The following is a 25,599-nucleotide window of genomic DNA, read 5'->3' as shown; positions in this document are numbered from 1 at the left end:
ATCAGCCGAACGGCGGACGCCCGCCGCCACCGGGGGGGCGCCCCCCATTGGGCATGAGGGCTGACAGGCCCTGACGCATCAGGCCCTTCACCCCCAATTTGCTGAACCGCTTCATCATGGAGGCCATCGCGTCATACTGCTTGAGCAGACGGTTGATCTCCTGCACGGTCGTGCCCGACCCGGCGGCAATGCGCTTCTTGCGAGACGCCTTGATGATGGAGGGCGTACGCCGCTCCTTGCGGGTCATGGATGAAATGATGGCCTGATGGCGCTTGAGGACGGAGGTATCAAGTTCCTTGTCCCCCAGCGCATCCTTCAGCTTGCCCATGCCGGGCAGCATGCCGAGGATACCGGAAATCGAGCCCATCTTGTTGATCTGGCGGATCTGCGCCGCGTAATCGTCAAGATCGAACTTGCCCTGCATCATCTTGAGGGCAAGCTTCTCGCTTTCCTCATGATCCAGGGTATCGGCAGCCTTTTCCACCAGGCCTGCGATATCGCCCAGGCCAAGGATACGACCGGCCACACGCTCGGGATGGAATTCCTCCAGCGCGTCCAGCTTTTCACCCGAACCGGTCAGCTTGATCGGCGCGCCCGTGATCGCGCGCATGGACAGGGCCGCGCCACCGCGGGCATCGCCATCCATACGGGTCATGACAACGCCGGTCACGCCCACGGCCTCGTTAAAGGCCTTGGCAGTATTGACCGCGTCCTGCCCGGTCATGGCATCGACCACCAGCAGGGTTTCGGCGGGATCGGTCTCGGCACGGATGGCGCGGACCTCGTCCATCAGCGCCTCGTCGATCGACAGGCGACCGGCGGTATCGAGGATGACGATGTCATACCCCTCACGCCGTCCCGTATCCATCGCACGCTGTGCGATCTGGACCGGGGTCTGCCCCGCGATGATCGGTAGCGACGCCACACCCGCGCGTTCAGCCAGCTGCGCCAGCTGCAACTGGGCCGCCGGGCGCTGGGTATCAAGGCTGGCCAGCAGCACTTTCTTGCGTTCACGCTGCGCCAGACGGCGCGCGATCTTGCCCGATGTGGTGGTCTTGCCCGATCCCTGCAGGCCGACCATCAGGATCGGCACGGGCGGGGCCGCGTTCAGGTTGAGGGGAACAGCGCCCGCGCCGCCCAGTGCGTCGATCAGCGCATCATTGACGATCTTGGCGACGGCCTGACCGGGGGAGATGCTGTCCAGCACCTCGTGCCCCACGGCGCGTTCACGGACCTTATTGACGAAATCCTTGACGACAGGCAGCGCCACGTCGGCATCCAGCATGGCCAGACGCACCTCGCGCATGGCTTCCGTAACATCGGCTTCCGACAGGGCTCCGCGCTTGGCGAGGCCATCGAACACACCGGAAAGCTTGCCTGACAGGGTTTCGAACAACGTATTTCCCCAAAAGAGGACGCGCCACTGCGCGAACCCTCGCGAAGTGACGTGCCTGATTGTTGGTGGGATTTATCCCCTGCCCCCAGCCATGTCAAGCATTACGGGACAGGCATAAAAAAACGGCTGCCCGGACATGCCGGGCAGCCGCCTTTCAATCCTCAGCCTGCATGAAGCAGGCAGGGCGTCTTACTTCTTGGCATCTTCGGGCGCCGGCGGGGCCGTCAGCGCACGCAGCTGCTCATGCAGGCTGGCAACCTTGTCCTGCGTGTCACGGATCTGGTTCAGCTGGTCCGTGGTCAGGATGTCATGGATGCGGATGGCCGTCTGCAGGCGACCGGCTTCATGCTGCTGATGAATCGCGGTGATCTGCTGCTGAAGGCTGACGATCTGGGCTTCATCAACCTTGCCCGGCACGACCAGCAGGTCCTGGATCTGCTTGTGGAGCTGGTGCTCCTTTTCCATGTCGGCACGGAAGTCAGGATGGCTGTCCTGCAGGATGGCCTTCAGCTTCTTGTGCTGCGCGGCGGTCAGCTGCACGTTCCCCAGGAACGGCATGCCGAAACCGCCGGGGCCACCCGGACCACCCATCATGCCACAGCCACCCGGCGGCGGCGGCGGGGGAGCATGGTGGTGCGCGGCGACGGCCTGACCGGAGAAACCTGCAGCCATACCGCCAACGATCGTGGCGGCCAGAATCATTTTCTTCATCATGGGGACCTAGTCTACTCCTGTTATAACTTACCTTCTACCCTGCATGGCGCGCGGTCATCATGCAAGGCCTGTAAGCGTAACGCTACACCAGCGGAGGTGTTCAATGTGTGCAAACCTTGCTACAAAATGTAAGGCATGCGGCCCTATCCGAAACGGCCCGTGATGTAATCCTGCGTACGATTCTCGCGCGGGGCGGTAAACATGCGGTCGGCGCTGTCCACTTCCACCACTTCCCCCATATAGAAAAAGGCCACCTGATCGGCGCAGCGCGCGGCCTGCTGCAGGTTGTGGGTCACGATGGCGATGGTGAAATCCGCCTTCAGTTCATCCAGAAGTTCCTCAATCCGGGCGGTGGACACGGGATCGAGCGCACTGGTCGGTTCATCAAGCAGGACGACTTCGGGCCGGGTCGCGATGGTCCGTGCGATGCACAGGCGCTGTTGCTGCCCGCCCGACAGCGCGGCCGCCGAATCGTGCAGCCTGTCGCGCACCTCGGGCCACAGGGCGACGCGCTTGAGCACATCCTCCACCCGCGCATCCATGGCGGTACGGTCAAGGCGTTCATGCAGCCGCACGCCAAAGGCGATGTTGTCATAGATCGACATGGGGAACGGCGTGGGCTTCTGGAACACCATGCCCACCCGTGCCCGCAGCACGTTCAGGTTCACCTTCGGGCCAAGAATGTTGCAGCCGTCAAAAATGACTTCCCCCGTCGCGCGCTGGCCGGGATAGAGGTCATACATGCGGTTGAGTACGCGCAGCAGCGTGGACTTGCCACACCCGGACGGGCCGATCATGCCCGTCACCTGCCCCTGCGGGAAATCGATCGAGATATTCTTGAGCGCATGGTTCGCGCCATAATAGAAATCGAGGTTACGCACCGAAATCGCGGCTGGCACCGGCTGTTTTTCCGCCACTGTCATGTTCATTTCCTGTTACGTCCCAGCCCCAGCCGCACGGTTATGTTGATCATAAGGATGCCTGCCGTAATCAGCAGCGCCCCGGTCCACGCCAGCGCGGTCCAGTCTTCATACGCTGCGCCGGCATACTGGTAGATGGTCACCGGCAGGCTGGCCATGGGTGCGGCAGGGGATACCGACCAGTTCATGTTGCCAAGCGAGGTAAACAGCAGGGGCGCCGTTTCGCCCGATACACGGGCAAGGGCCAGCAGGATGCCCGTCGCCACCCCGTCACGCGCGGCGCGCAGGCAGACAAACAGGATGACCCGCCACCGTGGCGCGCCCAGCGCGATCGCCGCCTCACGCATGGACAGCGGCACCAGGCGCAGCATGTCCTCGGTGGTGCGTACCACGACCGGCACCACCAGCATGGACAGCGCCAGCGCCCCCGCCATGCCGGAAAAATGCCCCGTCGGCACCACCACGATCATATAGATGAACAGCCCCACCAGAATGGACGGCGCGGACAGCAGCAGATCGGATACGAACCGGACCAGATTGATGAACCGCCCGTCCGTGGCCGTAAATTCCGCAAGGTAGATCCCGACCAGCAGCCCCACCGGCGCACCGATCAGCACGGCCAGCCCGGTCTGGATCAGGCTGCCCACGATGGCATTGGCAAGGCCGCCCCCCTGCCCCGGCGGCAGGGTGACATGCACGAACGTAACCCAGCGCAGCCCACCCAGCCCGTTGCGCACCAGCACGAACAGGATGGAAAACAGCATGAGCAGCACAAGGACCGTGGCAAGCCAGCACAGGCCCGTCGCCACCCGGTCCACCATGCGCCGGCGCATATCGGACAGGCTGTTGCCCTGCCACCGGCCGGAAGCACATGGCGCGGCAGTCGCCACGGCTGTCGTGTTCTCGCGGCCGGCCATCTATCGACCCGCCGCCCGGGTGCGCAGCAGCAGCCGCGAACAGACCAGTGTTCCAAGTGAAATCAGCATAAGCAGGAAACCCGCGGCCATCAGCGACGAAAACTTGAGACTTCCCATAGCACTTTCAGGAAATTCCAGCGCGATCAGCGATGCAATGGTATTACCGGGCGAAAACAGCGACCAGCCAATATGGTTCGCGTTGCCGATGACGAACGTGATCGCCATTGTCTCCCCCAGTGCACGCCCCAGCCCCAGCATGATCCCCCCCACCACGGATGTGCGCGACCAGGGCAGGATGATGCGGCGCACCACTTCCCACCGCGTCATGCCCAGCCCATAGGCACTTTCCTTCAGCACGGCGGGCATGGACAGGAACACGTCACGCATGACGGCGGAAATGAACGGCGTGATCATGACCGCCAGGATCATGCCACCCGTCAGGAAGCCGGTGCCATAGGGCGCGCCACGAAACAGCGGGCCGATGCCCGGCACGCGCCCCAGCGTATGGCCGGCGAATGGTTCCACGTAATGCGCCATGAAGGGCACCAGCACGGCAAAGCCCCACATGCCGAAAATAATGGACGGCACCGCCGCCAGAAGCTGGATAAGCGTGCCGATGACACCGGCAATGCGGGCCGAAGCAATTTCCGTCAGCCAGACTGCAATGCCAAAAGCCAGCGGCACCGCCAGCGCAATGGCCAGCAGGGCCGTGACCAGCGTGCCGAATACGGGGGCAGCAGCGCCAAAATGCTGGGTAACGGGATTCCACGCCTTGTCCACGATGAAGGCAGGGCCAAACGTCGCGAACGCACCGCGCGCGCCCCACGCCATGACGGCCACCATCCCCCCCAGCCCCAGCAGGATCAGGGCGGCGGCGCAACGCACAATGGTGGCGAATACGGCGTCACCGTTTCCCCTCACCACCCCCGTCAGGGCTGAAGGGGATGTTGCAGACCGATCCATACAGAAGACCTCCGCGCCGCCACACGCTTCACTGTTCTCAACACTCGCGCCCACGGACGCACCGGAATGCGGGGACCAATACTGGACGGAGCGGCGGTTCTGCAACCGTCATGATCGCCTGCGGCCCAAGTTTGCACCAGATCGTTGTATTTTTGTGCAATTCCGATGGTCCGCGCCGGTCATGCCTGCACGCTCAGCAACAGGTCACGCAGCACACCACGCCCCGCATCAACCGACATGCGATCGAGCAGCAGCACGTTGGGCTGCACGCCCGGCGGCCCCATGCGCCGCGCCACGGTCATGCCACGGGTAAACGCCCCGCGGCATTCCACATCGACATGCGCCATATGCCCGCTGAAAATCCCCGGGCTGAGCAGCGCCAGCAGCGGGGCCACCGCACGCAGCGAAACATCCACCCCGCTGCCCCGCGCGCCCCCGTTGCGTGCCGCCACCAGTTCCGCATGCACCCGCCCCGCGATCGAAGCCGGCACGCGCCCCATCGGTTCAAGCTGTTCCATCCACACCGCATCCGCCTTCAGGCGCGCCGTGCAGTCCAACGGCACGAGGGTGACGGGCACGCCCGCCGCCAGCACCGTGGCCGCCGCTTCCGGATCGGCCGCAATGTTGCGTTCGGCCACTGTCGTGGCGTCGCCATGCACGTAAAACGCCCCGCCATCCACAATCACCCCGTGCAGGTGCGCGCCGATATCGGGCGCCTGCACCAGTGCAAGGGCCAGCGTGGTCAGCGGACCGGAACAGCAGATGCTCACGCTGTCCGCAGGACAGGCACGCACGGCCTGCACCAGATGCAGCGCCCCCAGACCGTCCTGCCCCGTGGGCAGGTCGCTGCCCACGCCCCCGTCCCGCACCATCGGGCCGGGACAGCCCGCATGCACCGCCACGTCCTCCAGCCCATACTGGTCCAACAGGTCGCGGGCATGCGCCAGCGCCACCTCGACCTCGGTTGCCCTGCCGCTGAACAGCACCAGCACCGGACGCACATGGTCTGGTACCTGCAGCGCCGCCAGCAGGGTCGCCGTTCCCTGCGCGCCGGGTATCAGGTCAAGAATGATGGGGCGTGTCATGAGCATCCGTCCTGCATTGGGTTGCGCGATTACCGATCGTGGTGACGTGTTACAACAGTTCCGTCAACATCCACATATCGCGACTGTCATTACAGGATCACGGACCTGCCGCACGCCCACATGGGACGTGGGGCGGGAAACGGGACCAGCCCCGCCCCGGCAGGCCGGTTCAGAACCGACTGCCAACAGGAACGGCAAAGGCCCTCATGGCCGTCTTTTTTTCAAAAAACAGGGCGTCCGGTGAAGCTATTTTCAAAAAGCTTCACCAGACGCCCCGGCAGGGATCGCCGCGCAGCCATGACAGGCAGGGCCGCGCGCCTCATTTCCCGCGCTTGGGATAGGGAATGCCCATCGCATCGCGCGCGGCAGTGGCAAGCTGGTCAACGCGTTCGTTATTCACGTCACCGGAATGGCCACGGACCCATTTCCATTCGATGTCATGCTTCGCGCTGACATCCAGCAGCCGCCGCCACAGATCCATGTTCGCCACCGGATCCCCGGATGCATTGCGCCACTTGCGCCGCACCCAGCCCGTGCTCCACCGCGTTATGCCATTGCGCACGTATTCGCTGTCGGTATGCAGCACGATGCGGCAGGGGCGTTTTAACGCCTCCAGCGCCTCGGCGGCGGCAGTCAGTTCCATGCGGTTATTGGTGGTTTCCGCCTCGCCACCCGACAGTTCGCGTTCCTGCCCCCGATAACACAGCAATGCGCCCCAGCCACCGGGGCCGGGATTGGGTTTGCACCCTCCATCGGTCCAGATCTCCACCAGGTCGGTGGCGGTGGCCGCGTTTTCAGCAGGGGCCATGTCCTCGTTCATCACAGGAATCCTTCATCCATGCGGGACGCGAAGAATTCCATGCGCGCCAGGTAATCCAGCGGGTCCTTGCGCGTTACCAGCGCATCCGCGGGGGTGTTGATCCAGTCATACAGCCGCGTGAGCGTGAAGCGGATGGCCGCCCCCGTGGCAAGGGTAGCCAGGGCCACGTCCTCCGCATCCTCCAGCGGACGGACGTGGCGGTAGGCATCCACCATGGCGCGGGCGCGGGCGGGCACGAAACGGATGTCGTCATCAAAGCACCAGGCATTGATGGTAATCGCCAGATCGTAGGCGTACCAGTCCGTGCAGGCGAAATAGAAATCGATGATGCCCGACAGCCGGCCATCACGGAAAAAGACATTGTCGGGAAACAGGTCGGCATGGATCTGTCCACGCGGCAGGGACGGGTTGTTGCCTGTGCCGGGCCATGCAGGCAGCACGCGGGCCAGCGTCTCCCCGATCGTGCGCACAAGGCCGGGGCGGACGTCGTCCCCCCGCGCCCGACATGTCTGCAGCAGGTCCGTCCATGCCTGAGGCCCCATGGAATTGGGACGTTCGGCAACGTAGCCTTCCCCCAGCAGGTGCAGCCGCGCCAGCGCATCCCCCACCTGCGCGCACATGTCCACGCTGACCTGCCGCGACCAGCCGCCGGGCAGGAAGGTGGTGATGGCGGCAGGACGCCCGCACAGCGTGCGCAGCGTGCGCCCCTGCCGGTCGGCAACCGGCAGCGGGCACGACAGGCCATGCCGGGCCAGATACTGCATGAGCCCGAGGAACCATGGCAGTTCATCCGGGTTTACCCGACGTTCGTACAACGTCAGGATAAAGGTGGCCTGTGTGGTCTTCAGCAGGAAATTGCTGTTTTCCACACCCTCCGCAATGCCGTGGCAGGCGACGGGCCTGCCGATGTCATAGCCTTCCAGAAACGCAGCCAGCGCATCTTCCGGCACTTCGGTATAGACTGCCATGTAACGGTACGGTTCAGCCCAGTGGCGCCGGCAGGCGGAAGGCCACGTTTTCTTCCTTGACGGTGATTTCCTCGATCTCAAGCGTGAACCGCTTGGCAAGGGCCGCCACCATTTCCTGCACCAGCGATTCCGGCGCGGACGCGCCCGCCGTGATCCCCAGCGTACCGACACCGTCCAGCGCCGACCAGTCCAGCGCGTTCAGGCGCGGCACCAGCAGCGCGCGCGGTGCGCCCGACCGTTCGGCCACTTCACGCAGGCGCTGGGAATTGGATGAGTTGGGCGAACCGATCACGATCACCAGGTCACAGCCCGGCGCGATCGCCTTGACCGCTTCCTGCCGGTTGGTGGTGGCGTAGCAGATGTCCTCGCGCCGCGGCCCCTCGATCAGGGGGAAGCGATCACGCAGGATGTCCACGATTTCCGCCGTATCATCGACCGAAAGGGTGGTCTGGGTAATGAATGCCAGGCGCGAGGGATCGGCCGGCTGGACGGTGCGCGCTTCCTCGGCGTCATTGATCAGGGTGACCGCGCCGGGGGGAAGCTGGCCCATCGTGCCGACCACTTCGGGGTGGCCCGCATGCCCGATCATGAGGATGTGGCGGCTTTCCGGTCCGCCATCGGCAAAGTGGCGCTCGGCCTCGCGGTGGACCTTGGACACCAGCGGGCATGTCGCATCCAGATACAGCAGGTTGCGACGCATGGCTTCGGCCGGCACGGTCTTGGGCACGCCGTGGGCGGAAAACACGACCTGGCCATCGGCGGGGACTTCATCAAGTTCCTCGACAAAGATCGCGCCCTGCGCTTCCAGCGCCTCGACAACGGTGCGGTTATGGACGATTTCGTGCCGGACATAGACCGGCGCGCCATAACGGCGGATTGCTTCTTCCACCACACGGATGGCGCGATCGACACCGGCGCAGAACCCGCGCGGGCCAGCCAGCAGTACTTTCAGGACACGGGGCGCCGCCTCGGTGGGGGCGGTATTATCGGGCGTATGAATCATCTGGTCGGGCATGGTGTTCCCCAAACATCCGGCGGGCGGTATAGGATACGGGCCGCGATCTGCTACAGTTCCGGCGCCGGTATCCCGTGCGATGGTCCGGCCCTACGCAAACCGCGGCAATGGCGCAAGCCATTTTCCCGTTGATCCTAACGTACTGTGCCATGTCTGTCCTCCCCCGTCGCCCTGCCACCGTCGCGTTGTTCCCCGGCCACACCCCGCAGGGCGGGATTCTGTCCACCCCTGACCAACCCGGAATACCCGCATGATTCCTGCCTTCCCGCTGTCGCGCCTGTCACGACGCGCCCTGAAATTCTGCATGATGGGCGCCGTTCCCCTGCTGGTGGCCTGTTCAAGCGAATCCGATTCGATCGATTTCGCCCCTGCCTGCCCCGTGGTGGAGATCCCCGGAGAGGCCGCCGACTATTACCAGTATTCCGGCAACGACCATGACGTGACCCACCTTGTCGCGCGCGCCAGCCTGACACGCGTGGTCGGATCGTGCGAAGCGGGCGAGCACCGCAGCGTCATGACCAACATGAAAATCGGGCTGCATGTGGAACGCGGCCCGGCGTCGAACGTGAATTTCGTCAACATCCCGTATTTCGTCGCCGTGGTGTTCAACGGCGAGATCAAGAGCAAGAAGGAATTCGTGGCCCACGTGTCGTTTGACGACGGGCGCATGCAGGACCTGACCCATACGCGCAACATTCCCATCACCCTGCCGGTGTCGCGGCATGTCCACAGCGACCAGTACCATATCGAGATCGGCTTCCAGCTGACCAAGGCGCAGCTTGACTTCAACCGCGCGCACCTGGTCATGCCAACCTTCCACAAGATGTAAGGGGCCGCCTTGGCCGGACATTCCCCACGGGCCGAACTGACATGGCGTGGCATCGTGATCGGTGCGCTGATCACCGTCGTTTTCACCGCATCCAACGTCTATCTGGGGCTGCGGGTCGGACTGACCATCGCCACCTCCATTCCCGCCGCCGTCATTTCCATGGCGGTGCTGCGGCTGATGGGTGGGGGAACGATCCTTGAAAACAACCTGGTGCAGACGCAGGCCTCCGCCGCGGGCACGCTGGCCTGCGTGTTCGCCAGCCTGCCCGCGCTGGTCATGGCCGGGGTGTGGCAGCACTTTCCGTTTATCATGACGGCTGCCCTTACGGCCGCGGGCGGCATGACGGGAGTGCTGTTCACCATCCCGCTACGCCGGGTCATGCTGGCGGACCCGGTCCTGCCCTTTCCCGAAGGGGTGGCGGCAGCCGAAATCCTGCGCGCGGGTGCGGCGGCCGAGGACCGGGGCGGCATCCGCGCGCTGCTGAATGGCGGCATGCTGGCCGCTGCCCTGACATTCGCCTCCACCGGGCTGCGCGTGCTGGGGGATGGCATGACGGCGACTGCCGTATGGGGCATGTCGGCCTTCCGCTTTTCGGCTGGGTTTTCGCCCGCGCTGCTGGGCGCGGGCTATCTGGTCGGGCTGGAAGGCGGCATCGCGATGCTGCTGGGTGCGATACTGACATGGGAAGTCGTCATTCCCGTCATGGCCCATGTCCAGCCCAATCCGACGGGCCTGCCCGCCGGTGCATTCGCCACCAGCCTGTGGAAGGACAGGGCCCGCTTCATTGGCGTGGGGCTGATCGGGATTGCCGCCATATGGACGGTGGTGCGCATGGGCCGTCCGCTGCTGGACAGCGTGCGTGCGCTGCTGGACCGCACGCAGGGTGCGGACAACGCCGCTCCCACCGAAACCGACCTGTCGCCCCGCGCCATGCGCATGGTCGCGGGGGGTGCGCTGCTGGTGATCGGCAGCCTGTTTTTCGTATTCGCCCATGCCTCCGTAGGTGCCCTGCCCGCACTGGCGGCCACGGGGGCTGGACTGGCATGCTGCGTGGGTGTCGGACTGTTCGTTGCAGCGGCGTGCGGTTACATGGCGGGGCTGGTGGGATCGTCCTCATCCCCCATTTCCGGTGTCATCATCCTTGCCGCGATGGGCCTGTCCTGTGTGTTCGTGGTGCTGCGCGCACTGGGGCTGTTCGCGGGCACCGGAGGCCTGCAGTTCGCCATCGGCTTCTGCCTGTATGCCCTGACCGCCATCACCGCATCTGCCGCAATCGCCAATGACAACCTGCAGGACCTGAAAACCGGCCGGATGGTCGGGGCCACGCCGTGGAAGCAGGAAGCCGTCCTGCTGATCGGTTGCGTGACCGGGGCGGTCATCATTCCGCCGGTGCTGAACGTGCTGTACCAGACCTATGGCTTCGTGGGGGCGATGCCACATGCCGGCATGGACGCGACCCGCGCGCTGGCGGCCCCGCAGCCTGCGCTGCTGCTGCTGATCACATCGGGCATTTTCCTGCACCAGCTTGACTGGAACATGCTGCTGGCCGGCATGGGGGCAGGATGCGCGCTGATCGGGGTCGATGCCTGCCTGCGCCGCACCGGGCGCGGGGCGCTGCCGCCGCTGGCGGTGGGGGTTGGCATCTACCTGCCCATGAGTGTTTCGGTCACGCTGGCCATTGGCGCGATACTTGGCCATGTCGTCACCCGCCTGAATGGCGGGGCGGGCCGCCATCAGGGCACCATGATCGCATCGGGCCTGATCGTCGGGGAAAGCCTGATGGGGGTGATGCTGGCCAGCCTGTCCGCGCTGAGCGGACGCGACAGCCCGCTTTCGCTGCTGCCCCCCGGCATGGATGCGACAGCGACCAGCATTGCGGGACTGGCGGCGTTCTGCGTGCTGTGCATCTGGTTCTGCGCGATGCAGTTGCGTCAGCCACGCAGATAGCACGCCAGATAATCGGGGATGGGCATGGACGCAGGAAAGGTTTCCGTGGCACCCTGTCCCGCATGTTCCGCCATTTTGACAGCCTTGATTTCCCCCGCCCCACCCGCGACGCGCTCGGGCTGCGCTTTGGTCAGGTCTCGACCCTGCTGGACCAGGGCAACGTGCCGGACGCCGCCCGCCTGTTCGACACGATCCGCCGCGATTATGAAAGCTGGTCCGCACTGGTTGACCTGCGTTTCGCGCAGGACACCACCAGCCCCGACGCCCGTGCCGACCGCGATTATGCCGATGCCCTGACGCCGCATGTCACGGCGCATGAAGTTGCGCTGAAGCGCAGGCTGCTGGAATATCCCGACCCGACGGCGGTAGCCCGGGTGGTCACACCGCATACGCTGGAACTGTGGCGGACCGACATCACCACCTTCGACCCGCGCATTGCTGATGCGCTGGAGGAAGAAGCCCGGCTGAGTGGCGAATACACCGCCCTTCTGGCCAGTGCGCGCGTGGAAATTGACGGCACCCACGTCAACCTGTCCGGCCTTGCCCCGTATGCCGAAAGCACGGACCGCGCCATGCGCCACGAGGCCGAGCGCGTCAGGTGGGCGTTTTTTCAACAGAACGCCACGCGCCTCGACACCCTGTTTGACCAGATGGTGCGCCTGCGCCACGGCATGGCGGAAACGCTGGGATATGACACCTATATCCCGCTGGCATACCGCCGCATGCGCCGGGTTGATTATGGTCCTGCGGATGTCGCGCGCTTCCGTGCCGAGGTGCATGAACACGTCGTCCCGCTGGTCCATGACATCCTGCGCAGGCGGTGCGCGGCAATGGGGTGGGACGCCGTGTATTCATGGGATGAACCCCTGATCGACCCGAAGGGCAACCCGCGCCCGGCAGGCGACCATGACGTACTGCTGGCGCGCGCGCAGACCATGTTTGACCGCATGGGGGGCGATCTGGGCCCGTTTTTCGGACAGATGCGCGATGGCGGCTACCTGGACCTGGTCAACCGCCCCGGCAAGGCGGGGGGCGGGTTCTGCACGTCCTTCCCTACGGTGGGCATGCCGTTCATCTTTGCCAATTTCAACGGCACGCAGCATGACATCAACGTTTTCACCCATGAAATGGGCCACGCCTACCAGAACTGGAAAAGCCGCAGCCTGCCCGCCGTTGACCTGCTGTGGCCGACCATGGACGGGGCCGAAATCAATTCCATGGCGCTGGAATTCCTGACATGGCCCCATATCGACCTGATGGTGGAACCGGGACAGGGTGAGCGGTTCCGGCAGATGCACCTGATCTCTTCCCTGTCGTTCCTCCCGTATGGGGTATGCGTCGATCACTTCCAGACCGAAATCTACGCCAACCCCGGCATGACACCCGCGGAACGCCACGCCACATGGCGCAGGCTGGAACAGCATTACCTGCCGTGGCGCAACTATGGCGGCCTGTCGCACCCGGCCATGGGGGGGCGGTGGCAGGCGCAGGGGCATATCTACCGCTCGCCCTTCTATTACATTGATTACGCGCTGGCGCTGTGCTGCGCGATGCAGTTCTGGATCCGCAGCCGCACGGACATGGATGGCGCATTGCAGGCCTATGTCACGCTGTGCGCGCAGGGTGGGGCGCAACCCTTTACCCGGCTGGTCCGTTCAGCAGGGCTGAAGTCACCCTTCCAGCCGGGCACGCTGGCTGATGTGGTCCGCACGGCGCGCGATATCTTGAACGCCTGATACCGGATGCAGGCCCCGCATGAGGGGTGGCCCGCCATTTTCATCAAGGGGAAGCCATGTCTTCCAACCCGCCCCCGACCATTACCCGGACCGTGTGCAAGACGCTGGCGGTGCTTGTGCTGACCGGGCTGTTCATGCTCAGCCTGCGTTTCAGCGCCACCGTGGCGGGTGCAGTGGACCGCATTGCCGGGACAGGCATGTGGCTGGCCCTGTACCGTCTGGCCGGGGCGAATGACGCAACCGAACAGGAACGCCTGATCGTGATGGCCGTGGCCCTTGTGTGCTGCCTGCTGGCGATCGGGGTGGTGGAAGTGGCGGACAGACTGATCAGCCGCCGCTCCTCCTCATGACGGATCGCGCTGCCAGAAAAACGTCAGTTCGTGCTTGTTGTGCCACAGGTGCAGCACGCGACCACCGGGAATGGCGGCAAAGTCATCCGCCGTTTCATGATCGGTTTCACCCTGGAACTTGATGGTCATGACAATGCGCGCCGCGCGGCCCGAGGCAATCCACCGCCGAGCCAGCGCCAGAAGGCGTGCGGGATAGGCGATGATATCGGAAAACAGCCAGTCCACGGGATCGCAGCTTTCCGGGTCCAGTCCGAACGCGCTTTCGTACCGGCACGTCACATTGGGCAATCCCGCCACGTTTTCGGCAAGGGGCGAGCGGTCGATGGCGGTGACATGCGCCCCGCAAGCGGCTGCAACCCATGTCCACCCGCCGGGACAGGCCCCAAGGTCAAGGCAGTTTTCCCCCGCCACCGGCCAACGCCCCAGACGTAGCAGCGCCTCCCACAGTTTGAGATAGGCGCGCGAAGGCGGGTCGGTGCGGTTTTCGACAAACGGGACCTCGCCATTCACGAAAGGCGAGGACTTGGTGCGCGACAGCAGCAGCCGGTCGGCAGACAGTAGCGTCCACGCCCCCAGATGGGCATGAGGCGCGGCTGCGGGAAAGGTAAATGGCCGGGGGCGCACGGGTGGCAGGGCATCGGTCACCAGTGCGCTGCGACGGTGCAGCGTGGGCGCATATCCAGCCCAGTTGCGCTGGATCGCCCGCATGATGCGCGCCGCCCCCTTGATGGAGGGGACCGCATGTTCCTCCGGCGCATCCCAAATATCCAGTGCCCACAGGCAGGGCACGGGCGGCAGGGCGGACAGCGCCAGCCGTCCGTGCCAGCACAGATCGCCCGCCCCGCGCCGGGCAAGTTCCTGCGCCACGATGTCCTCAAACCCCGGCGGCGCCAGATAGGCGCTGCGCACCGGCCATGGCGGCGGTGTGATATCCGTTGTGATCATGACCGCATGACCCCCACGGCCAGAAGCAGCCACGCCAGCATGAGCATGCTGCCCCCCGTGGGCGCGACCGGACCGGGATGAATGCCCCAGAATGCCGTCAACGCGACGCCCGTGCTGAACAGGACGGTGCCCACCGCCATAAGGCAGCCGGAAACCGACACCAGCACCCTGCATCCCTGCTGGATCATCAGAACCGAGATGCCGATAATGGCCAGCGCGTGCCACATCTGCATCTGTATGGCCTGACGGGCCATCTCACGTCCCCCTTCGGCGAAGAAACGGTCAGGCAGATGTGCGGTCAGTGCGCCCCCCATGACACCGGAAAACGCGGCCAGTGCCGCAAAACATAACAGGAACCTGACAACTGTAGGCATTCTTCGGAACATCCGCAAAACAGGGTGACAACCCGCATCGGCCGCGGGCGGGCCACCCTACTCCGCGCATGGGCCCATCGTATAGGCCACGCCTGCGGGAAGCTGTCGTGAGGGCACGTTTTCATGAAATTCCATTCATGCGGACATGCATCCATAATGCACGTCGTCTGCCCCGCTCTTGACTGAAACTGATTCATTACTTCCGGAATAGGACAGCTGCATACTTATACCGCCCCATGACAATAACATTACTTACAAAATGTAAATATATCAGCCAAATGTGCGAGAAAATGAAAACGAAACAATCCTGGAAAAGATTAATTTTATTTATTTATACAAAAATGTATTTTTTATTTATTTCTCATATCGCATCTTTATTATTTCCCAAAATTACATTCATTCCTTGCCACACAAAACCATGCCGGACAATTATGGCGACAGGGTCATGCGTCCCGCATGGCCGCTTTGTCTGCCCTCTCAAAGCTGATAAACCGGGGTGACGTTCAGTAAAACGGCCTGAATTTCCCACGTTAGGAAGACGACAACATGAAACAATACGCAGTCTGGTTCCTTTGCGCATCTGTCAGCCTTCTTCCTGTCGCAGCCATGGCACGTCCCGCCCCGGCTCCAGCCCCCGCAGCGGCAACAGCGGCGGAACCGACCCTGCCGCCGCTGACGGAATCAGATTCCACGTTTGCGGAAAACGTATCCGCGCTGAACACGTTCGAGATGACCATTTCAAAAATGGCCACAACCCAGGCCAAACGTCCGAAATTGCAGGAATTCGCTGAAAAATCGCTGAAAATGCACACAACGAACCAGACCACCCTGGCAGCCATGACGCTGAAGCACGGACTGGAACTGCACAAGGACATGAGCCCGGATGAAGAACAGGTTGCAAATGACCTGAAAACCCAGAACGGGGGCAAATTCGACCGCACCTACCTTGATCTGGAGGCACAGGCGGCAAGCGATGCGCTGGCCATGTTCCAGAACGAGGCGGAATCCGCCTCCGACCCGGAACTGAAGGCCTACGCCTCCTCCACGGCGGATACGCTTCAGGCCCATCTGAAGGAGGCCATGAAGCTGGGGGCAAACAAGCCCTCCCGCTAAGCGCGACCACGGGGCAGGACACCGGATTTACAGGCAGGATCATTCATGGCCATTCGCATCGACCGGATCGTGACACGCGGCGGGGACAGGGGGCAGACCGCACTGGGCAATGGGGATCGCGTACCCAAGGATTCGGCGCGGATTGAAGCCCTTGGCGCACTGGATGAAGCCAATGCGGTCATCGGCCTGCTGCGCGGCACCCTGCCTGCGGGCCGCAACGCCACGTTCATCGCCTGGATACAGGGGCTGCTGTTTGATATTGGCGGCGCGGTCTGCATGCCCGCCAGCCCGCCTCGCCCGCTTGCCCATGCCGCCGCGGCCCTGAAGGCCATGGAAACCGAAATCGAACGCCTGCGCACCGATATCCCGCCACTACGCAGCTTCATCCTGCCTGGCGGCACGCCCGCGGCCGCCCATGCCCATCTGGCGCGTACCGTCGTGCGGCGCGCAGAACGGCGGCTGGCCACACTGGCGCGAGGGGAAGATATCGGCACGGACATTCCCGCCTGCATGAACCGGCTGTCGGATTACCTGTTCGTGCTGGGCCGCTACCTGAATGATAATGGGAAAGCCGACCTGACATGGGCACCCGCCACGCCCCCGCCCGATCCTGCCTGACCGGGCGGGCGGAGCGGATCACTCCGGCAGGGTGGACAGGTGGGCGCAGGCCTGTTCCGCCAGATGATCCTGCCGGGCGTTGACATCCAGTTCCATGACCACTTCATCGTCCATGTCCGGCTCCTCCAGCGTGTCAAACTGGCTGTCCAGCATGGCGACCGGCATGAAATGCCCGGTCCGCTGCCGCAGGCGGGGGGCGATGTCTTCCTTGCTGCCCTTGAGGTAGACAAAACAGACATCATGACTGCCACCGCTGATACGCTCGCGATACATCCGCTTGAGCGATGAGCAGGTCACGATCCCGCACTGGCCCGCATCCCCCCATGCACGCACCTGCTGCGCGATGCAGTCCAGCCAGGGGGCGCGGTCTTCATCCGTCAGGGGGATGCCGTTACTCATCTTGGCGATATTGTGCGCAGGATGCAGGTCATCGCCCTCGATCACCGGCCAGCCCAGACGTTCCGCCATAAGCTGGGCCACGGTACTCTTGCCGCAGCCCGAAACCCCCATGACGATCAGCACACATGGCCGGCCCGCCTGCCTGAGCCTGCGGGAAAGGGAAACCAAAGCTGTCTGCTGGTCCATGTCACACATTCCGTATCCTGTCGGATATTATCATGAAAACCCGTATCGGTCCTTTTATCTGGACCAATCGACAGCCTGAACGCAAGAGAGCGACCGCCGTTGCGCTACATGGCCGCGGAATACAAGGCGAAATTCTTATGCAATAATTCTTGGATCAATAGAGATCTGTAGATAATTTTATTTGTTTTATTTTATTTATTATATTATTATAGTATAATTATACTTAAAGAATATCTTCCCATAATAAATATAATGTTATTTTGTTATATTATTCTTTATACCCTTGCGCGACAGGGGGATAAGGAATTATATGATCCTTCAATCACCTAAAAACAGGCACCATTGGTAGACTGGTTGTAGGAAAATATTCCTAAATATAATTTCAGCCACACCACGCTGGTGCATTGAGTTATCGAGAGTTTTGCTGTGTCATCATATAACGATTTTCTTTCCTTCCCGAAAGAAGAAGACCAGAATGCCAATCGGGAAGAAGTAAATGAATCCGCGTTCCGGCAGGCCCTTGAGCGACTGGGAAAGGGCAAGCCGTCGCCCCGTGGCGCAGGCAGCGGCAAGATGGCGGCAAACAAGCCACGTCCGGCCCGTCAGGCCGACCCCACGCAGCGCCGGCGCAAATTCGTGCAGGATGGCGATGTCCGGGTTGAACATCACTCCCTTGCCACAGGCCGCGCGACACCGCGCGCAATCCATGCGCAGCAGGATGACCGCAGCGAAATTGAACAGCTGCGCCACAAGGTCCAGTTTGAACAGAAGCTGCGTGAACAGGCCGAACTGCGCCTGTCGGAAGCACAGGCACAGATCCGTTCCCTGACCACGCGCATTGGCCATGCCGATGTCATCGCGGCAGAACACAAAAGCAGACTGGCCGCGCAGGACGCTGAATTACTGAGCGTGCGCGCCGAACTGTACAATGCCAATGAAGAAAACAGCCACCTGCATGAAGAACTGAACCGCCTGAAGGCAAAACAGCGCACGGCGGAACCCCGCACAGCCGCCGTCCAGCCGCCAGCCGCCGCACCGGATGACGCAACCCCGGCGGATGAACCCGAACCCGTCAAGTGGTGGCTGCGGTAATCACGGCACGCATACATGAGCGCGTCGGCCCCCCAGCATAATCCGGCAGCACGGCAGCGTCAGGTCGGGCTTGTCATTGTCGCGACCTGCACCACCGCCAGCCTGGCGATACTGGTACTGCTGCCGCTGGTCAGCGGGCTGGTGAACCTGCTGCGCGATATACTCGGCGTGCTGATCCTGCCCTTTTCGTTCATGTTCGGCCTTGGCGGGGAACAGGGTCAGTCCCCGGCCCTGCTGCGCCTGCTGTCGGACATGGGCACGCAGACACAGGCGCATCCCCTGCGGCTGGGTGGGGCGGCCATTCTGGAACTGGCGGCCGTCTTCCTGTTTGTCATTGCGGAACGGCTGGGCGGCCGCACGGGGTACATGGGGGCATGCGTTGCATCCGCCGGGGCGATCGGCCTGTCGGGACTGCCGCTGGCAATGCCGCTGCTGCCCGCCATCGTGACGGAGGGGGTGTTCCTGCTCTGCCCCCCCCTCGCCCGACCCGGACTGACCACGGTCACGACGCGTCAGGTCAGGCCATCGACAAACCGCGCGATCCGCGCACAGCTTTCCTTCAGGATATCGTCGCTGGTGGCGTATGACAGCCGCAGGTATGGTCCCTGCCCGAAGGCCGAGCCATGCACCACCGCCACGTGCTGTTCCATCAGCAGGGCAATGGCAAAATCCTGATCCGTTTCCAGCCGCTGCCCACCTGCCGAAACACGGCCCATGCATCCTGCAATGCCGGGATAGGCATAAAATGCCCCATGCGGCATGGCGCAGGTCAGCCCCGGTATGGCGCGCAGGGTCGAAACCACCATTTCCCGCCTGCGGGCATAGACCGCGCACATCTGCGCGATAATGTCCGCCGGACCATCAAGTGCCGCCGCCGCCGCCGCCTGGCTTATGGAACAGATACCCGATGTGGCGCTGCCCTGTATGGCCGTCATGGCGCGGATCAGGGGCGTGGGACCACCCACGTACCCCACACGCCATCCGGTCATGGCATAGGCTTTTGACACGCCGTTCAGCGTCAGGATACGCCCCTTGAGATCGGGAGCCACGGCGGCAAGGGAGTGGTGCTGCAGCCCGTCATACAGCAGGTGTTCGTATATCTCATCTGACAGGACATGAACGTGGGGATGACGGCGCAGCACTTCGGCCACGGCTTCAAGATCGGCCTGCCCCATCGTCCCGCCCGTGGGATTGTTGGGGAAATTGAGGACAAGCCACTTGGTGCGTGGCGTGATTGCCGCTTCCAGCGCCTGTGCCGTCAGGCGGAAGCCATCGGCTTCATGACAGTCGGCATAGACCGGGGTGCCCCCGAACATCTGCACGATCAGCGGATAGCTGACCCAGTACGGGCGGGGAATGACCACTTCATCGCCTGGCTGCACCGTCGCCATGAACGCGTTGAAAATGACCTGCTTGCCGCCGTTGGACACCATGATTTCGGCAGGGGCGTAATCCAGCGCATTTTCACGTGCGAATTTGCGCGCGATGGCTGCCTTCAGCGCGGGCGTTCCATCAACAGGCGGGTATTTCGTCTGCCCGTCCAGTGCGGCGCGGTGTGCTGCCTCGATCACCGCGGCGGGGGTGGGAAAATCCGGTTCCCCCAACGCAAGGGAGAGCACCTTCTCCCCCTTGGCCCGCAGGTTGCGCGCGCGCTGGGCCATGGCGATGGTGGCCGGTACCGTCAGGCGCTCCATCCGCTGAGCGAACAGCGGATGGGTCTGGGCCGCATCCATATTCATCCCCTTACCGCAACCCGGCGCAGAAACGCTGGATACGCAGGCAGGCTTCGCGCAGGCTGTCGGTATCGGTGGCGTAGGAAATGCGGAAATGTCCCGCGAACATGAACGCGCTGCCATGCACGGCGGCCACGCCTTCCTCATCCAGCAGGGCGGTGACGAACGCTTCGTCGGTATCAATCAGCGTCCCGCCCGCGCTGGTCTTGCCCAGGCAGCCGACAAGCGACGGAAAGACATAGAACGCCCCTTCCGGCACGGGGCAGTGCAGGCCAGTAGCCTCGTTCAGCATGCTGACCACAAGGTCACGCCGCGCCTGGTATGTGCTGACCATGATGCCAATGAAATCCTGCGGCCCGGTCAGGGCTTCCACCGCGGCCGCCTGGCTGATCGAACACGGGCCGGATGTGGACTGGCTCTGCAATTTGTTCATCGCACGCGTCATCTGCACGGGGGCGGCAGAATAGCCGATACGCCATCCGGTCATGGCATAGGCTTTTGACACACCGTTCATGGTGATCGTGCGATCGCGCAGGCGGGGTTCCACCTCCACCACCGTGGGGGCGCGGAAGCCGTCATAGACCAGCTTGTTGTAAATATCGTCGGTCAGGATCCACACATTGGGATGACGCAGCAGCACATCGCACAGGCCACGCATTTCCTCGGCGGAATAGGCGGCACCTGTCGGGTTGTTGGGGGAATTGAGCAGCAGCCAGCGGGTACGCGGCGTAATCGCGGCTTCCAGTTCGGCAGGCTGGAGCTTGAAGCCGTTTTCCACGCTACATGGTACGATAACCGGCGTGCCTTCGGCCAGCGAGACGATATCGGGATACGACACCCAGCACGGCGCGGGGATGATGGCCTCGTCCCCCGGATTGATGGTCGCCACCATGGCGTTATAGATGATCTGCTTGCCACCGTTGGAGACGATCACCTCATCCCACGTGTAGTCCAGACCGCTGTCAGTGCGGAAACGTTCGGCAATCGCCCGGCGCAGGGCGGGCGTGCCCGCGACATCGGTGTATTTGGTCTCACCTGCGGCAATGGCCTGCATGGCCGCCTTCTTGATGGTATCGGGGGTGTCGAAATCCGGCTCACCGGCGGAAAGGCTGATAATGTCCTTTCCTGCCGCCTTGAGTGCACGCGCCTTGGTTGAGATGGCGATCGTCTGGCTGGGGCTGATCCGGTCCAGCCGGGCGGCGGTAAGATCCATGATATCAAGATCCATCAACAGTGAAAAATATCCGGCATACTGCCGGGCAACGGGCGCGTAGCCTAGTGCGAACACGCTGCCGTGGAAACAGCAGATATGTGATCGGGCTGGCCCGCGGCGGCACATACCTGCCGTGGCGTCATACCCGCCGCGCGCATCGCGCGGATGGACAGTGCACCATCGCGCTTGGCCAGCCGCCTGCCGGTGTCATCGCATAACAGGGGATGGTGGCTGTAACACGGCGCAGGCCAACCCATGACATGCTGCAGCAGCCGGTGCAGCGACGTGGCCGCCAGCAGATCCTCCCCCCGTGTCACCAGGGTTACGCCCTGCAACGCATCATCATGCGTGACACACAGGTGATAGGACGCAGGCACGTCCTTACGCGACAGCACCACGTCCCCGAACTGCTGCGGGTGACATGCACGCGGGCCGTGGCCCAGTTCATGCCACGTCAGGTCCTGCGCGCCGGGCAGCTTCATCGCCGCCCCCATATCCAGCCGCAGCGCGTGGGGCACGCCCGCTGCCAGCATGTCCGCCCGCCGCACAGGGTCCATCTGGCGGCAGGTGCCGGGATAGACCAGCGTGCCATCCGGGGCGTGATGGGGCGCGCTGGCGGCTTCCGCAATATCGCGCCGCGTGCAGAAACACGGATACAGCAGCCCACGTGCGCGCAGGCTGTCCAGAACACGGTGATAGTCCGGCATATGCCGTGACTGCCGGCGCACCGGCTGTGGCCATGACAGGCCAAGCCAGGCGAGATCGGTGTACATATCCGTAATGAATTCAGTTCGGCAGCGGACCGTATCGATATCTTCCACCCGCAGAAGGAAGGTGCCACCCGACTCCGCAGCGTGCCGCCAGCCATGCAGGGCCGATGCGACATGTCCAAGGTGCAGGTGCCCGGTGGGGCTGGGGGCGAAACGGGTGGTGACTGCCATTATCGAACCATATCAGGAAGATACCGGAAAAAATCACGGCTTTCCTGTTTTCCTGTGTGCATGAGGCGTGGCCGGCGGCCCCACGGGCATGGGTTGCCACGCCATGCGGGGTCTGCAATAGATTCTACAGTTACCTGACGACGACGCACACCCCAGGCGTTCGCTTCGCTACAGAGTTACGCCTGAACACCGTGCGCCGGCATTCGGAAAGGAATGCGTCCGTGCCCTGTGACAGTCAATACCTGCCTGCCCTGGTCCTGAATGCTGATTTCAGGCCCCTTTCCTACTTCCCGCTTTCCCTGTGGTCATGGCAGGACGCCATCCGCGCCGTCTGGCTGGACCGCGTATCGGTGCTGAGCGAATATGACACCGTCGTACGCTCCCCCACCCACAGCCTGCGCCTGCCCAGCGTCATCGCGCTGAAGGACTATATCCCGTCCGCCCGCAAGCCCGCCTTCACCCGCTTCAACGTCTTCCTGCGGGACAATTTTTCCTGCCAGTACTGCAACACCCGCTTCCCGACACAGGAACTGACCTTCGACCACGTCATTCCCCGCAGCCGGGGTGGCCGTACCAGCTGGGAAAACGTGGTGACGGCATGCAGTCCATGCAACCTGATCAAGGGATCGTACATGCCACACCAGATCCGCATGTATCCCGCCAGTACCCCCGCACGGCCCACCAGCCGCAGGCTGCAGGAAAACGGCCGCGCCTTCCCCCCCAACTACCTGCATGAGAGCTGGCGCGACTATCTGTACTGGGATACCGAACTGGAAAACTGAACGGATCGGGGCACAGGCCCCGACACGTTATTTTGTATAGCTGTATCCGTATTCATCCGCCATCTTCTGCAGGTCGGGCGCGCCACGCAGCTTCAGCGGCAGCGGCTGGGGATGCTTGTGGTTCTTGCTGAAAACGAAGTTGTGGTCGCTCATGCGCTGGCAGGTATTCGCCGCGATGGGAAAGCTGAGCTGCATCGTGGTGCCCATCTGCTCACGCAGGCACTTCACGTCACTTTCGAAAGGCTTGCGGCCGATTTCAGCGGTACACCCGCACATCATGACCACGCCACATGCCAGCAGCCCGAGGCGGGCGGACATTTTTTCCACGATTTTCAGATTCATTTCGACCCCGTCGCTTAAGCGGAGCCGACACTGCCACGAAAGCGCAGGCTGCGATAGGGGACATGAAGGCTGCCCCGCCCCTGTCCCGTCCATAATGCATAGGTCCCCTTCCGACAGAGCCGGACATGAAGAAAAAACATACCTGACCATGGAATATGACAAAGGGCATGCAGGCATTAGCTGTATGCATAGGTGATATTACCGTGAATTGGATGACAGATCACACTTATATTGCCACCCTCTGTCATTATTCTTATTTTTTCTAAATCGTGTCTGATATATAAAAAATACAAATACAGCATTGGTCCGGCTGTAAATTTGTGACCGGATTGCGTATGCACTGGCGTGCTGTGACACCGTCCCCATCGATGCCCTGAGGTAAAAGAATGAGATTACTGGCCGTCCATCCAAGCTCGCTCATGTACACGAAGGTCTTCCTGCGTCTTGAACCGCTGGGGCTGGAACTGGTTGCCGGTGCCGCGCGCAACAAGGGACATGAGGTGGAAATCATCGACCTGCAGGTCGAGAAGCATCCTGATTACTGGGAACGCATCGAGCGATTCCGTCCGCACGCCATCTGCTTTTCCGGCAACTACCTGGCCAATGTCCCCGAGATCATTGACCTGTGCAAGGAAACGCGTCGGCGCCTGCCCAACGTGTTCCTGTTCATCGGGGGACATTCGATCTCGTTCATTGCGCGTGACGTGCTTGCGCTGTCCGACGGGGCCATCAACTGCGTGCTGAAGGGCGAAGGCGACGCCACCGTCGGCCTGCTGCTTGAGGCATGGGAACAGGGCAAGGATCTGCTGACCGTGCCCGGCGTCGTCACCATGGAAGGGGACGGCCCGCCGCCGATCTTCATCGAATCCCTTGATGAGGTCCGCCCCGCGCGTGACCTGCTGCGCCACCGCCGCAAGTACTTCATCGGCACGCTGGATCCCGCCGCCTCCATCGAATTCGCCCGTGGCTGCCCGTGGGACTGTACGTTCTGCAGCGCATGGACCTTCTACGGCCGGTCCTACCGCACCGCCAGCGCCAAGGTGATTGGTGAGGAACTGCAGGAAATCAAGGAACCCGGCATCTTCATCGTCGATGACGTCGCCTTCGTCCATGCCGAGCACGGCATGGCCATTGCCGATGAGATCAAGCGCCGTAACATCCAGAAGGAATATTACCTCGAGACCCGCGCCGATGTGCTCATGCGCAACAAGGAAGTGTTCGCGGTCTGGAAGGAAATCGGCCTGAGCTACATCTTCATCGGGCTGGAAGCGGTCGATGCGGAAGGGCTGAAGCGGTTCCGCAAGCGCGTGTCGATGGACCGCAATTTCGAGGCACTGGAATATGCCCGTTCGCTGGACCTGATCGTGGCGATCAACCTGATTGCCGATCCGTCATGGGACCGCGAACGTTTCGAGGTGATCCGCCAGTGGTGCCTGGAAATCCCGGATATCGTGAACATCTCGGTCACCACCCCCTACCCTGGCACGGAAATCTGGGAAAGCGAGTCCCGCAAGCTGACGACGCGCGACTACCGCCTGTTTGACATCCAGCACGCGGTCATGCCCACCACGCTGCCGCTGCGTGAGTTCTATGAAGAACTGGTCAAGACCCAGCAGATCCTGAACAACAAGCATCTGGGCTGGAGCGCGATCAAGGATACGCTGGGCATTGCCCTGCGCCTTGCGCTGCGTGGACAGACCAACTTCCTGACCATGATCTGGAAGTTCAACTCCGTCTTCAATCCCGAACTACAGATGGCCGACCATGCGCAGAAGCCGGAATATGAAATGCCGCTGAAGCCGGAAGGCACCGATCAGAAGGTTGATCGCAAGACACTGTATGTTCACGGTCCCGCCGGCCGCAAGTCGCGCAAGCTGGATGATGCTACAGAAAAGTTCGTTGATGAAACCCGTATGAGCACGGTGGACTGATCCCCGCACCACTACGGTTACTGACTGACGACAAAAGGCCGGTTGCGCATGCACCGGCCTTTTCTGTATTCGCCATCCAGCCCTGTCATCACGACTCATGCCGCATGCGTACCGGCCAGGAAGGCACGGATTCCTCGGCAGCAGGCAGAGATGCTTCCTGCCGTCCCGGAATACTCCAGTTCCGCACCATTCCATGCAACCCGGGCGGTTCTGCCTGCCTTTCATACGCACGTATCCGGCGGAGAAGATAAGGTGACACACGGGATTATA

Annotated in this window: 25 protein-coding genes; 9 read left to right on the top strand and 16 right to left on the bottom strand. The window is 62.7% G+C overall.

Annotated elements, in window-relative coordinates:
- Nucleotide 1: 1 nt before the first annotated feature.
- The 9 genes from ffh to ispH all read right to left on the bottom strand — a co-directional run bounded on the left by ffh (nucleotide 2) and on the right by ispH (nucleotide 8,798).
- Nucleotides 2–1,396, bottom strand: coding sequence for a signal recognition particle protein (gene ffh / locus HNO79_RS05340; protein ID WP_048855706.1), 1,395 nt, complete (start codon nucleotides 1,394–1,396; stop codon nucleotides 2–4).
- A 189-nt stretch (nucleotides 1,397–1,585) separates the two neighbouring features.
- Entirely contained in the window at nucleotides 1,586–2,110 is a 525-nt protein-coding gene (locus tag HNO79_RS05335; RefSeq protein ID WP_214164994.1) for a periplasmic heavy metal sensor, read from the bottom strand.
- Nucleotides 2,111–2,253: 143 nt separating this feature from the next.
- Nucleotides 2,254–3,039: a phosphate ABC transporter ATP-binding protein PstB gene (gene pstB, locus HNO79_RS05330; protein ID WP_039734648.1), complete on the bottom strand. Its 786-nt coding sequence runs from the start codon at nucleotides 3,037–3,039 to the stop codon at nucleotides 2,254–2,256.
- Entirely contained in the window at nucleotides 3,036–3,947 is a 912-nt protein-coding gene (pstA, locus tag HNO79_RS05325; RefSeq protein WP_048855705.1) for a phosphate ABC transporter permease PstA, read from the bottom strand. Before pstA ends, pstB begins: the two co-directional genes overlap by 4 nt.
- Nucleotides 3,948–4,910 carry a phosphate ABC transporter permease subunit PstC gene (pstC, locus tag HNO79_RS05320; protein ID WP_048855732.1) on the bottom strand — a complete coding sequence of 321 codons (963 nt, stop codon included), beginning with the start codon at nucleotides 4,908–4,910 and terminating at the stop codon, nucleotides 3,948–3,950.
- Nucleotides 4,911–5,089: 179 nt separating this feature from the next.
- Nucleotides 5,090–5,995 (bottom strand): nucleoside hydrolase, encoded by a 906-nt coding sequence (locus HNO79_RS05315; protein WP_214164995.1) that lies wholly within the window; start codon nucleotides 5,993–5,995, stop codon nucleotides 5,090–5,092.
- Nucleotides 5,996–6,314: 319 nt separating this feature from the next.
- Complete coding sequence (rnhA, locus tag HNO79_RS05310; RefSeq protein ID WP_010512882.1) at nucleotides 6,315–6,815, bottom strand: ribonuclease HI; 501 nt, start codon at nucleotides 6,813–6,815, stop codon at nucleotides 6,315–6,317.
- The gene (locus HNO79_RS05305) at nucleotides 6,815–7,783 is read right to left on the bottom strand and encodes a homoserine kinase (RefSeq protein ID WP_214164996.1); all 969 of its coding nucleotides are present in this window, start codon (nucleotides 7,781–7,783) and stop codon (nucleotides 6,815–6,817) included. Before HNO79_RS05305 ends, rnhA begins: the two co-directional genes overlap by 1 nt.
- A 13-nt stretch (nucleotides 7,784–7,796) precedes the next feature.
- On the bottom strand, nucleotides 7,797–8,798 hold the full coding sequence (ispH, locus tag HNO79_RS05300) for a 4-hydroxy-3-methylbut-2-enyl diphosphate reductase (protein WP_010512880.1): 1,002 nt from the start codon (nucleotides 8,796–8,798) through the stop codon (nucleotides 7,797–7,799).
- A gap of 250 nt (nucleotides 8,799–9,048) precedes the next feature.
- Here ispH and HNO79_RS05295 point away from each other — a divergent pair, with 250 nt between their 5' ends.
- The 4 genes from HNO79_RS05295 (at nucleotide 9,049) to HNO79_RS05280 (ending at nucleotide 13,660) form a co-directional block, all read left to right on the top strand.
- On the top strand, nucleotides 9,049–9,627 hold the full coding sequence (locus tag HNO79_RS05295; RefSeq protein ID WP_010512879.1) for a hypothetical protein: 579 nt from the start codon (nucleotides 9,049–9,051) through the stop codon (nucleotides 9,625–9,627).
- A gap of 9 nt (nucleotides 9,628–9,636) precedes the next feature.
- Nucleotides 9,637–11,574, top strand: a complete 1,938-nt coding sequence (locus HNO79_RS05290; RefSeq protein ID WP_214164997.1) for an OPT family oligopeptide transporter — start codon at nucleotides 9,637–9,639, stop codon at nucleotides 11,572–11,574.
- Between the two features lie 62 nt (nucleotides 11,575–11,636).
- On the top strand, nucleotides 11,637–13,310 hold the full coding sequence (locus HNO79_RS05285; RefSeq protein WP_029329204.1) for a M3 family oligoendopeptidase: 1,674 nt from the start codon (nucleotides 11,637–11,639) through the stop codon (nucleotides 13,308–13,310).
- Nucleotides 13,311–13,366: 56 nt separating this feature from the next.
- Nucleotides 13,367–13,660 (top strand): hypothetical protein, encoded by a 294-nt coding sequence (locus HNO79_RS05280; RefSeq protein WP_010512875.1) that lies wholly within the window; start codon nucleotides 13,367–13,369, stop codon nucleotides 13,658–13,660.
- Here the strand turns inward: HNO79_RS05280 and HNO79_RS05275 are convergent.
- Together HNO79_RS05275 and HNO79_RS05270 are read right to left on the bottom strand one after the other, a co-directional pair.
- A complete protein-coding gene (locus HNO79_RS05275) occupies nucleotides 13,655–14,605 on the bottom strand; it encodes an SAM-dependent methyltransferase (RefSeq protein ID WP_010512874.1) in 951 nt (316 codons plus the stop codon). The genes HNO79_RS05280 and HNO79_RS05275 overlap by 6 nt on opposite strands.
- Nucleotides 14,602–14,979, bottom strand: a complete 378-nt coding sequence (locus tag HNO79_RS05270) for a DUF423 domain-containing protein (RefSeq protein ID WP_010512873.1) — start codon at nucleotides 14,977–14,979, stop codon at nucleotides 14,602–14,604. The genes HNO79_RS05275 and HNO79_RS05270 overlap by 4 nt, the downstream gene beginning before the upstream one ends.
- A 546-nt stretch (nucleotides 14,980–15,525) precedes the next feature.
- Here HNO79_RS05270 and HNO79_RS05265 point away from each other — a divergent pair.
- The gene (locus tag HNO79_RS05265) at nucleotides 15,526–16,092 is read left to right on the top strand and encodes a DUF4142 domain-containing protein (protein WP_010512872.1); all 567 of its coding nucleotides are present in this window, start codon (nucleotides 15,526–15,528) and stop codon (nucleotides 16,090–16,092) included.
- Between the two features lie 45 nt (nucleotides 16,093–16,137).
- Nucleotides 16,138–16,710, top strand: coding sequence for a cob(I)yrinic acid a,c-diamide adenosyltransferase (locus HNO79_RS05260; protein WP_214164998.1), 573 nt, complete (start codon nucleotides 16,138–16,140; stop codon nucleotides 16,708–16,710).
- Nucleotides 16,711–16,728: 18 nt separating this feature from the next.
- Here HNO79_RS05260 and HNO79_RS05255 read toward each other — a convergent pair whose 3' ends face one another.
- Nucleotides 16,729–17,295 (bottom strand): gluconokinase, encoded by a 567-nt coding sequence (locus tag HNO79_RS05255; RefSeq protein WP_010512868.1) that lies wholly within the window; start codon nucleotides 17,293–17,295, stop codon nucleotides 16,729–16,731.
- A 426-nt stretch (nucleotides 17,296–17,721) separates the two neighbouring features.
- Here HNO79_RS05255 and HNO79_RS05250 point away from each other — a divergent pair, with 426 nt between their 5' ends.
- Complete coding sequence (locus tag HNO79_RS05250; RefSeq protein ID WP_048855696.1) at nucleotides 17,722–18,387, top strand: hypothetical protein; 666 nt, start codon at nucleotides 17,722–17,724, stop codon at nucleotides 18,385–18,387.
- Nucleotides 18,388–18,899: 512 nt separating this feature from the next.
- Here HNO79_RS05250 and HNO79_RS05240 read toward each other — a convergent pair.
- The 3 genes from HNO79_RS05240 to gluQRS all read right to left on the bottom strand — a co-directional run bounded on the left by HNO79_RS05240 (nucleotide 18,900) and on the right by gluQRS (nucleotide 22,274).
- On the bottom strand, nucleotides 18,900–20,126 hold the full coding sequence (locus HNO79_RS05240; protein ID WP_048855695.1) for a pyridoxal phosphate-dependent aminotransferase: 1,227 nt from the start codon (nucleotides 20,124–20,126) through the stop codon (nucleotides 18,900–18,902).
- 4 nt (nucleotides 20,127–20,130) lie between these two features.
- Nucleotides 20,131–21,333: a pyridoxal phosphate-dependent aminotransferase gene (locus HNO79_RS05235; RefSeq protein WP_214164999.1), complete on the bottom strand. Its 1,203-nt coding sequence runs from the start codon at nucleotides 21,331–21,333 to the stop codon at nucleotides 20,131–20,133.
- Nucleotides 21,334–21,395: 62 nt separating this feature from the next.
- A complete protein-coding gene (gene gluQRS / locus HNO79_RS05230; protein ID WP_214165000.1) occupies nucleotides 21,396–22,274 on the bottom strand; it encodes a tRNA glutamyl-Q(34) synthetase GluQRS in 879 nt (292 codons plus the stop codon).
- 221 nt (nucleotides 22,275–22,495) lie between these two features.
- Between gluQRS and HNO79_RS05225 the strand changes: the two genes are divergently transcribed.
- Nucleotides 22,496–23,056, top strand: a complete 561-nt coding sequence (locus HNO79_RS05225) for an HNH endonuclease (RefSeq protein WP_010512862.1) — start codon at nucleotides 22,496–22,498, stop codon at nucleotides 23,054–23,056.
- Nucleotides 23,057–23,083: 27 nt separating this feature from the next.
- Here HNO79_RS05225 and HNO79_RS05220 read toward each other — a convergent pair whose 3' ends face one another.
- Nucleotides 23,084–23,398 carry a hypothetical protein gene (locus tag HNO79_RS05220; protein ID WP_010512860.1) on the bottom strand — a complete coding sequence of 105 codons (315 nt, stop codon included), beginning with the start codon at nucleotides 23,396–23,398 and terminating at the stop codon, nucleotides 23,084–23,086.
- 386 nt (nucleotides 23,399–23,784) lie between these two features.
- On the opposite strand from HNO79_RS05220, the gene hpnR reads away from it, so the two are divergent.
- Nucleotides 23,785–25,329: a hopanoid C-3 methylase HpnR gene (gene hpnR / locus HNO79_RS05215; RefSeq protein ID WP_010512859.1), complete on the top strand. Its 1,545-nt coding sequence runs from the start codon at nucleotides 23,785–23,787 to the stop codon at nucleotides 25,327–25,329.
- The last annotated feature ends 270 nt before the right edge of the window (nucleotides 25,330–25,599 follow it).

Source organism: Komagataeibacter oboediens (genome assembly GCF_018491655.1).
GTDB classification, from domain to species: domain Bacteria; phylum Pseudomonadota; class Alphaproteobacteria; order Acetobacterales; family Acetobacteraceae; genus Komagataeibacter; species Komagataeibacter oboediens.
This window is presented reverse-complemented; position numbering and strand designations above follow the sequence as displayed.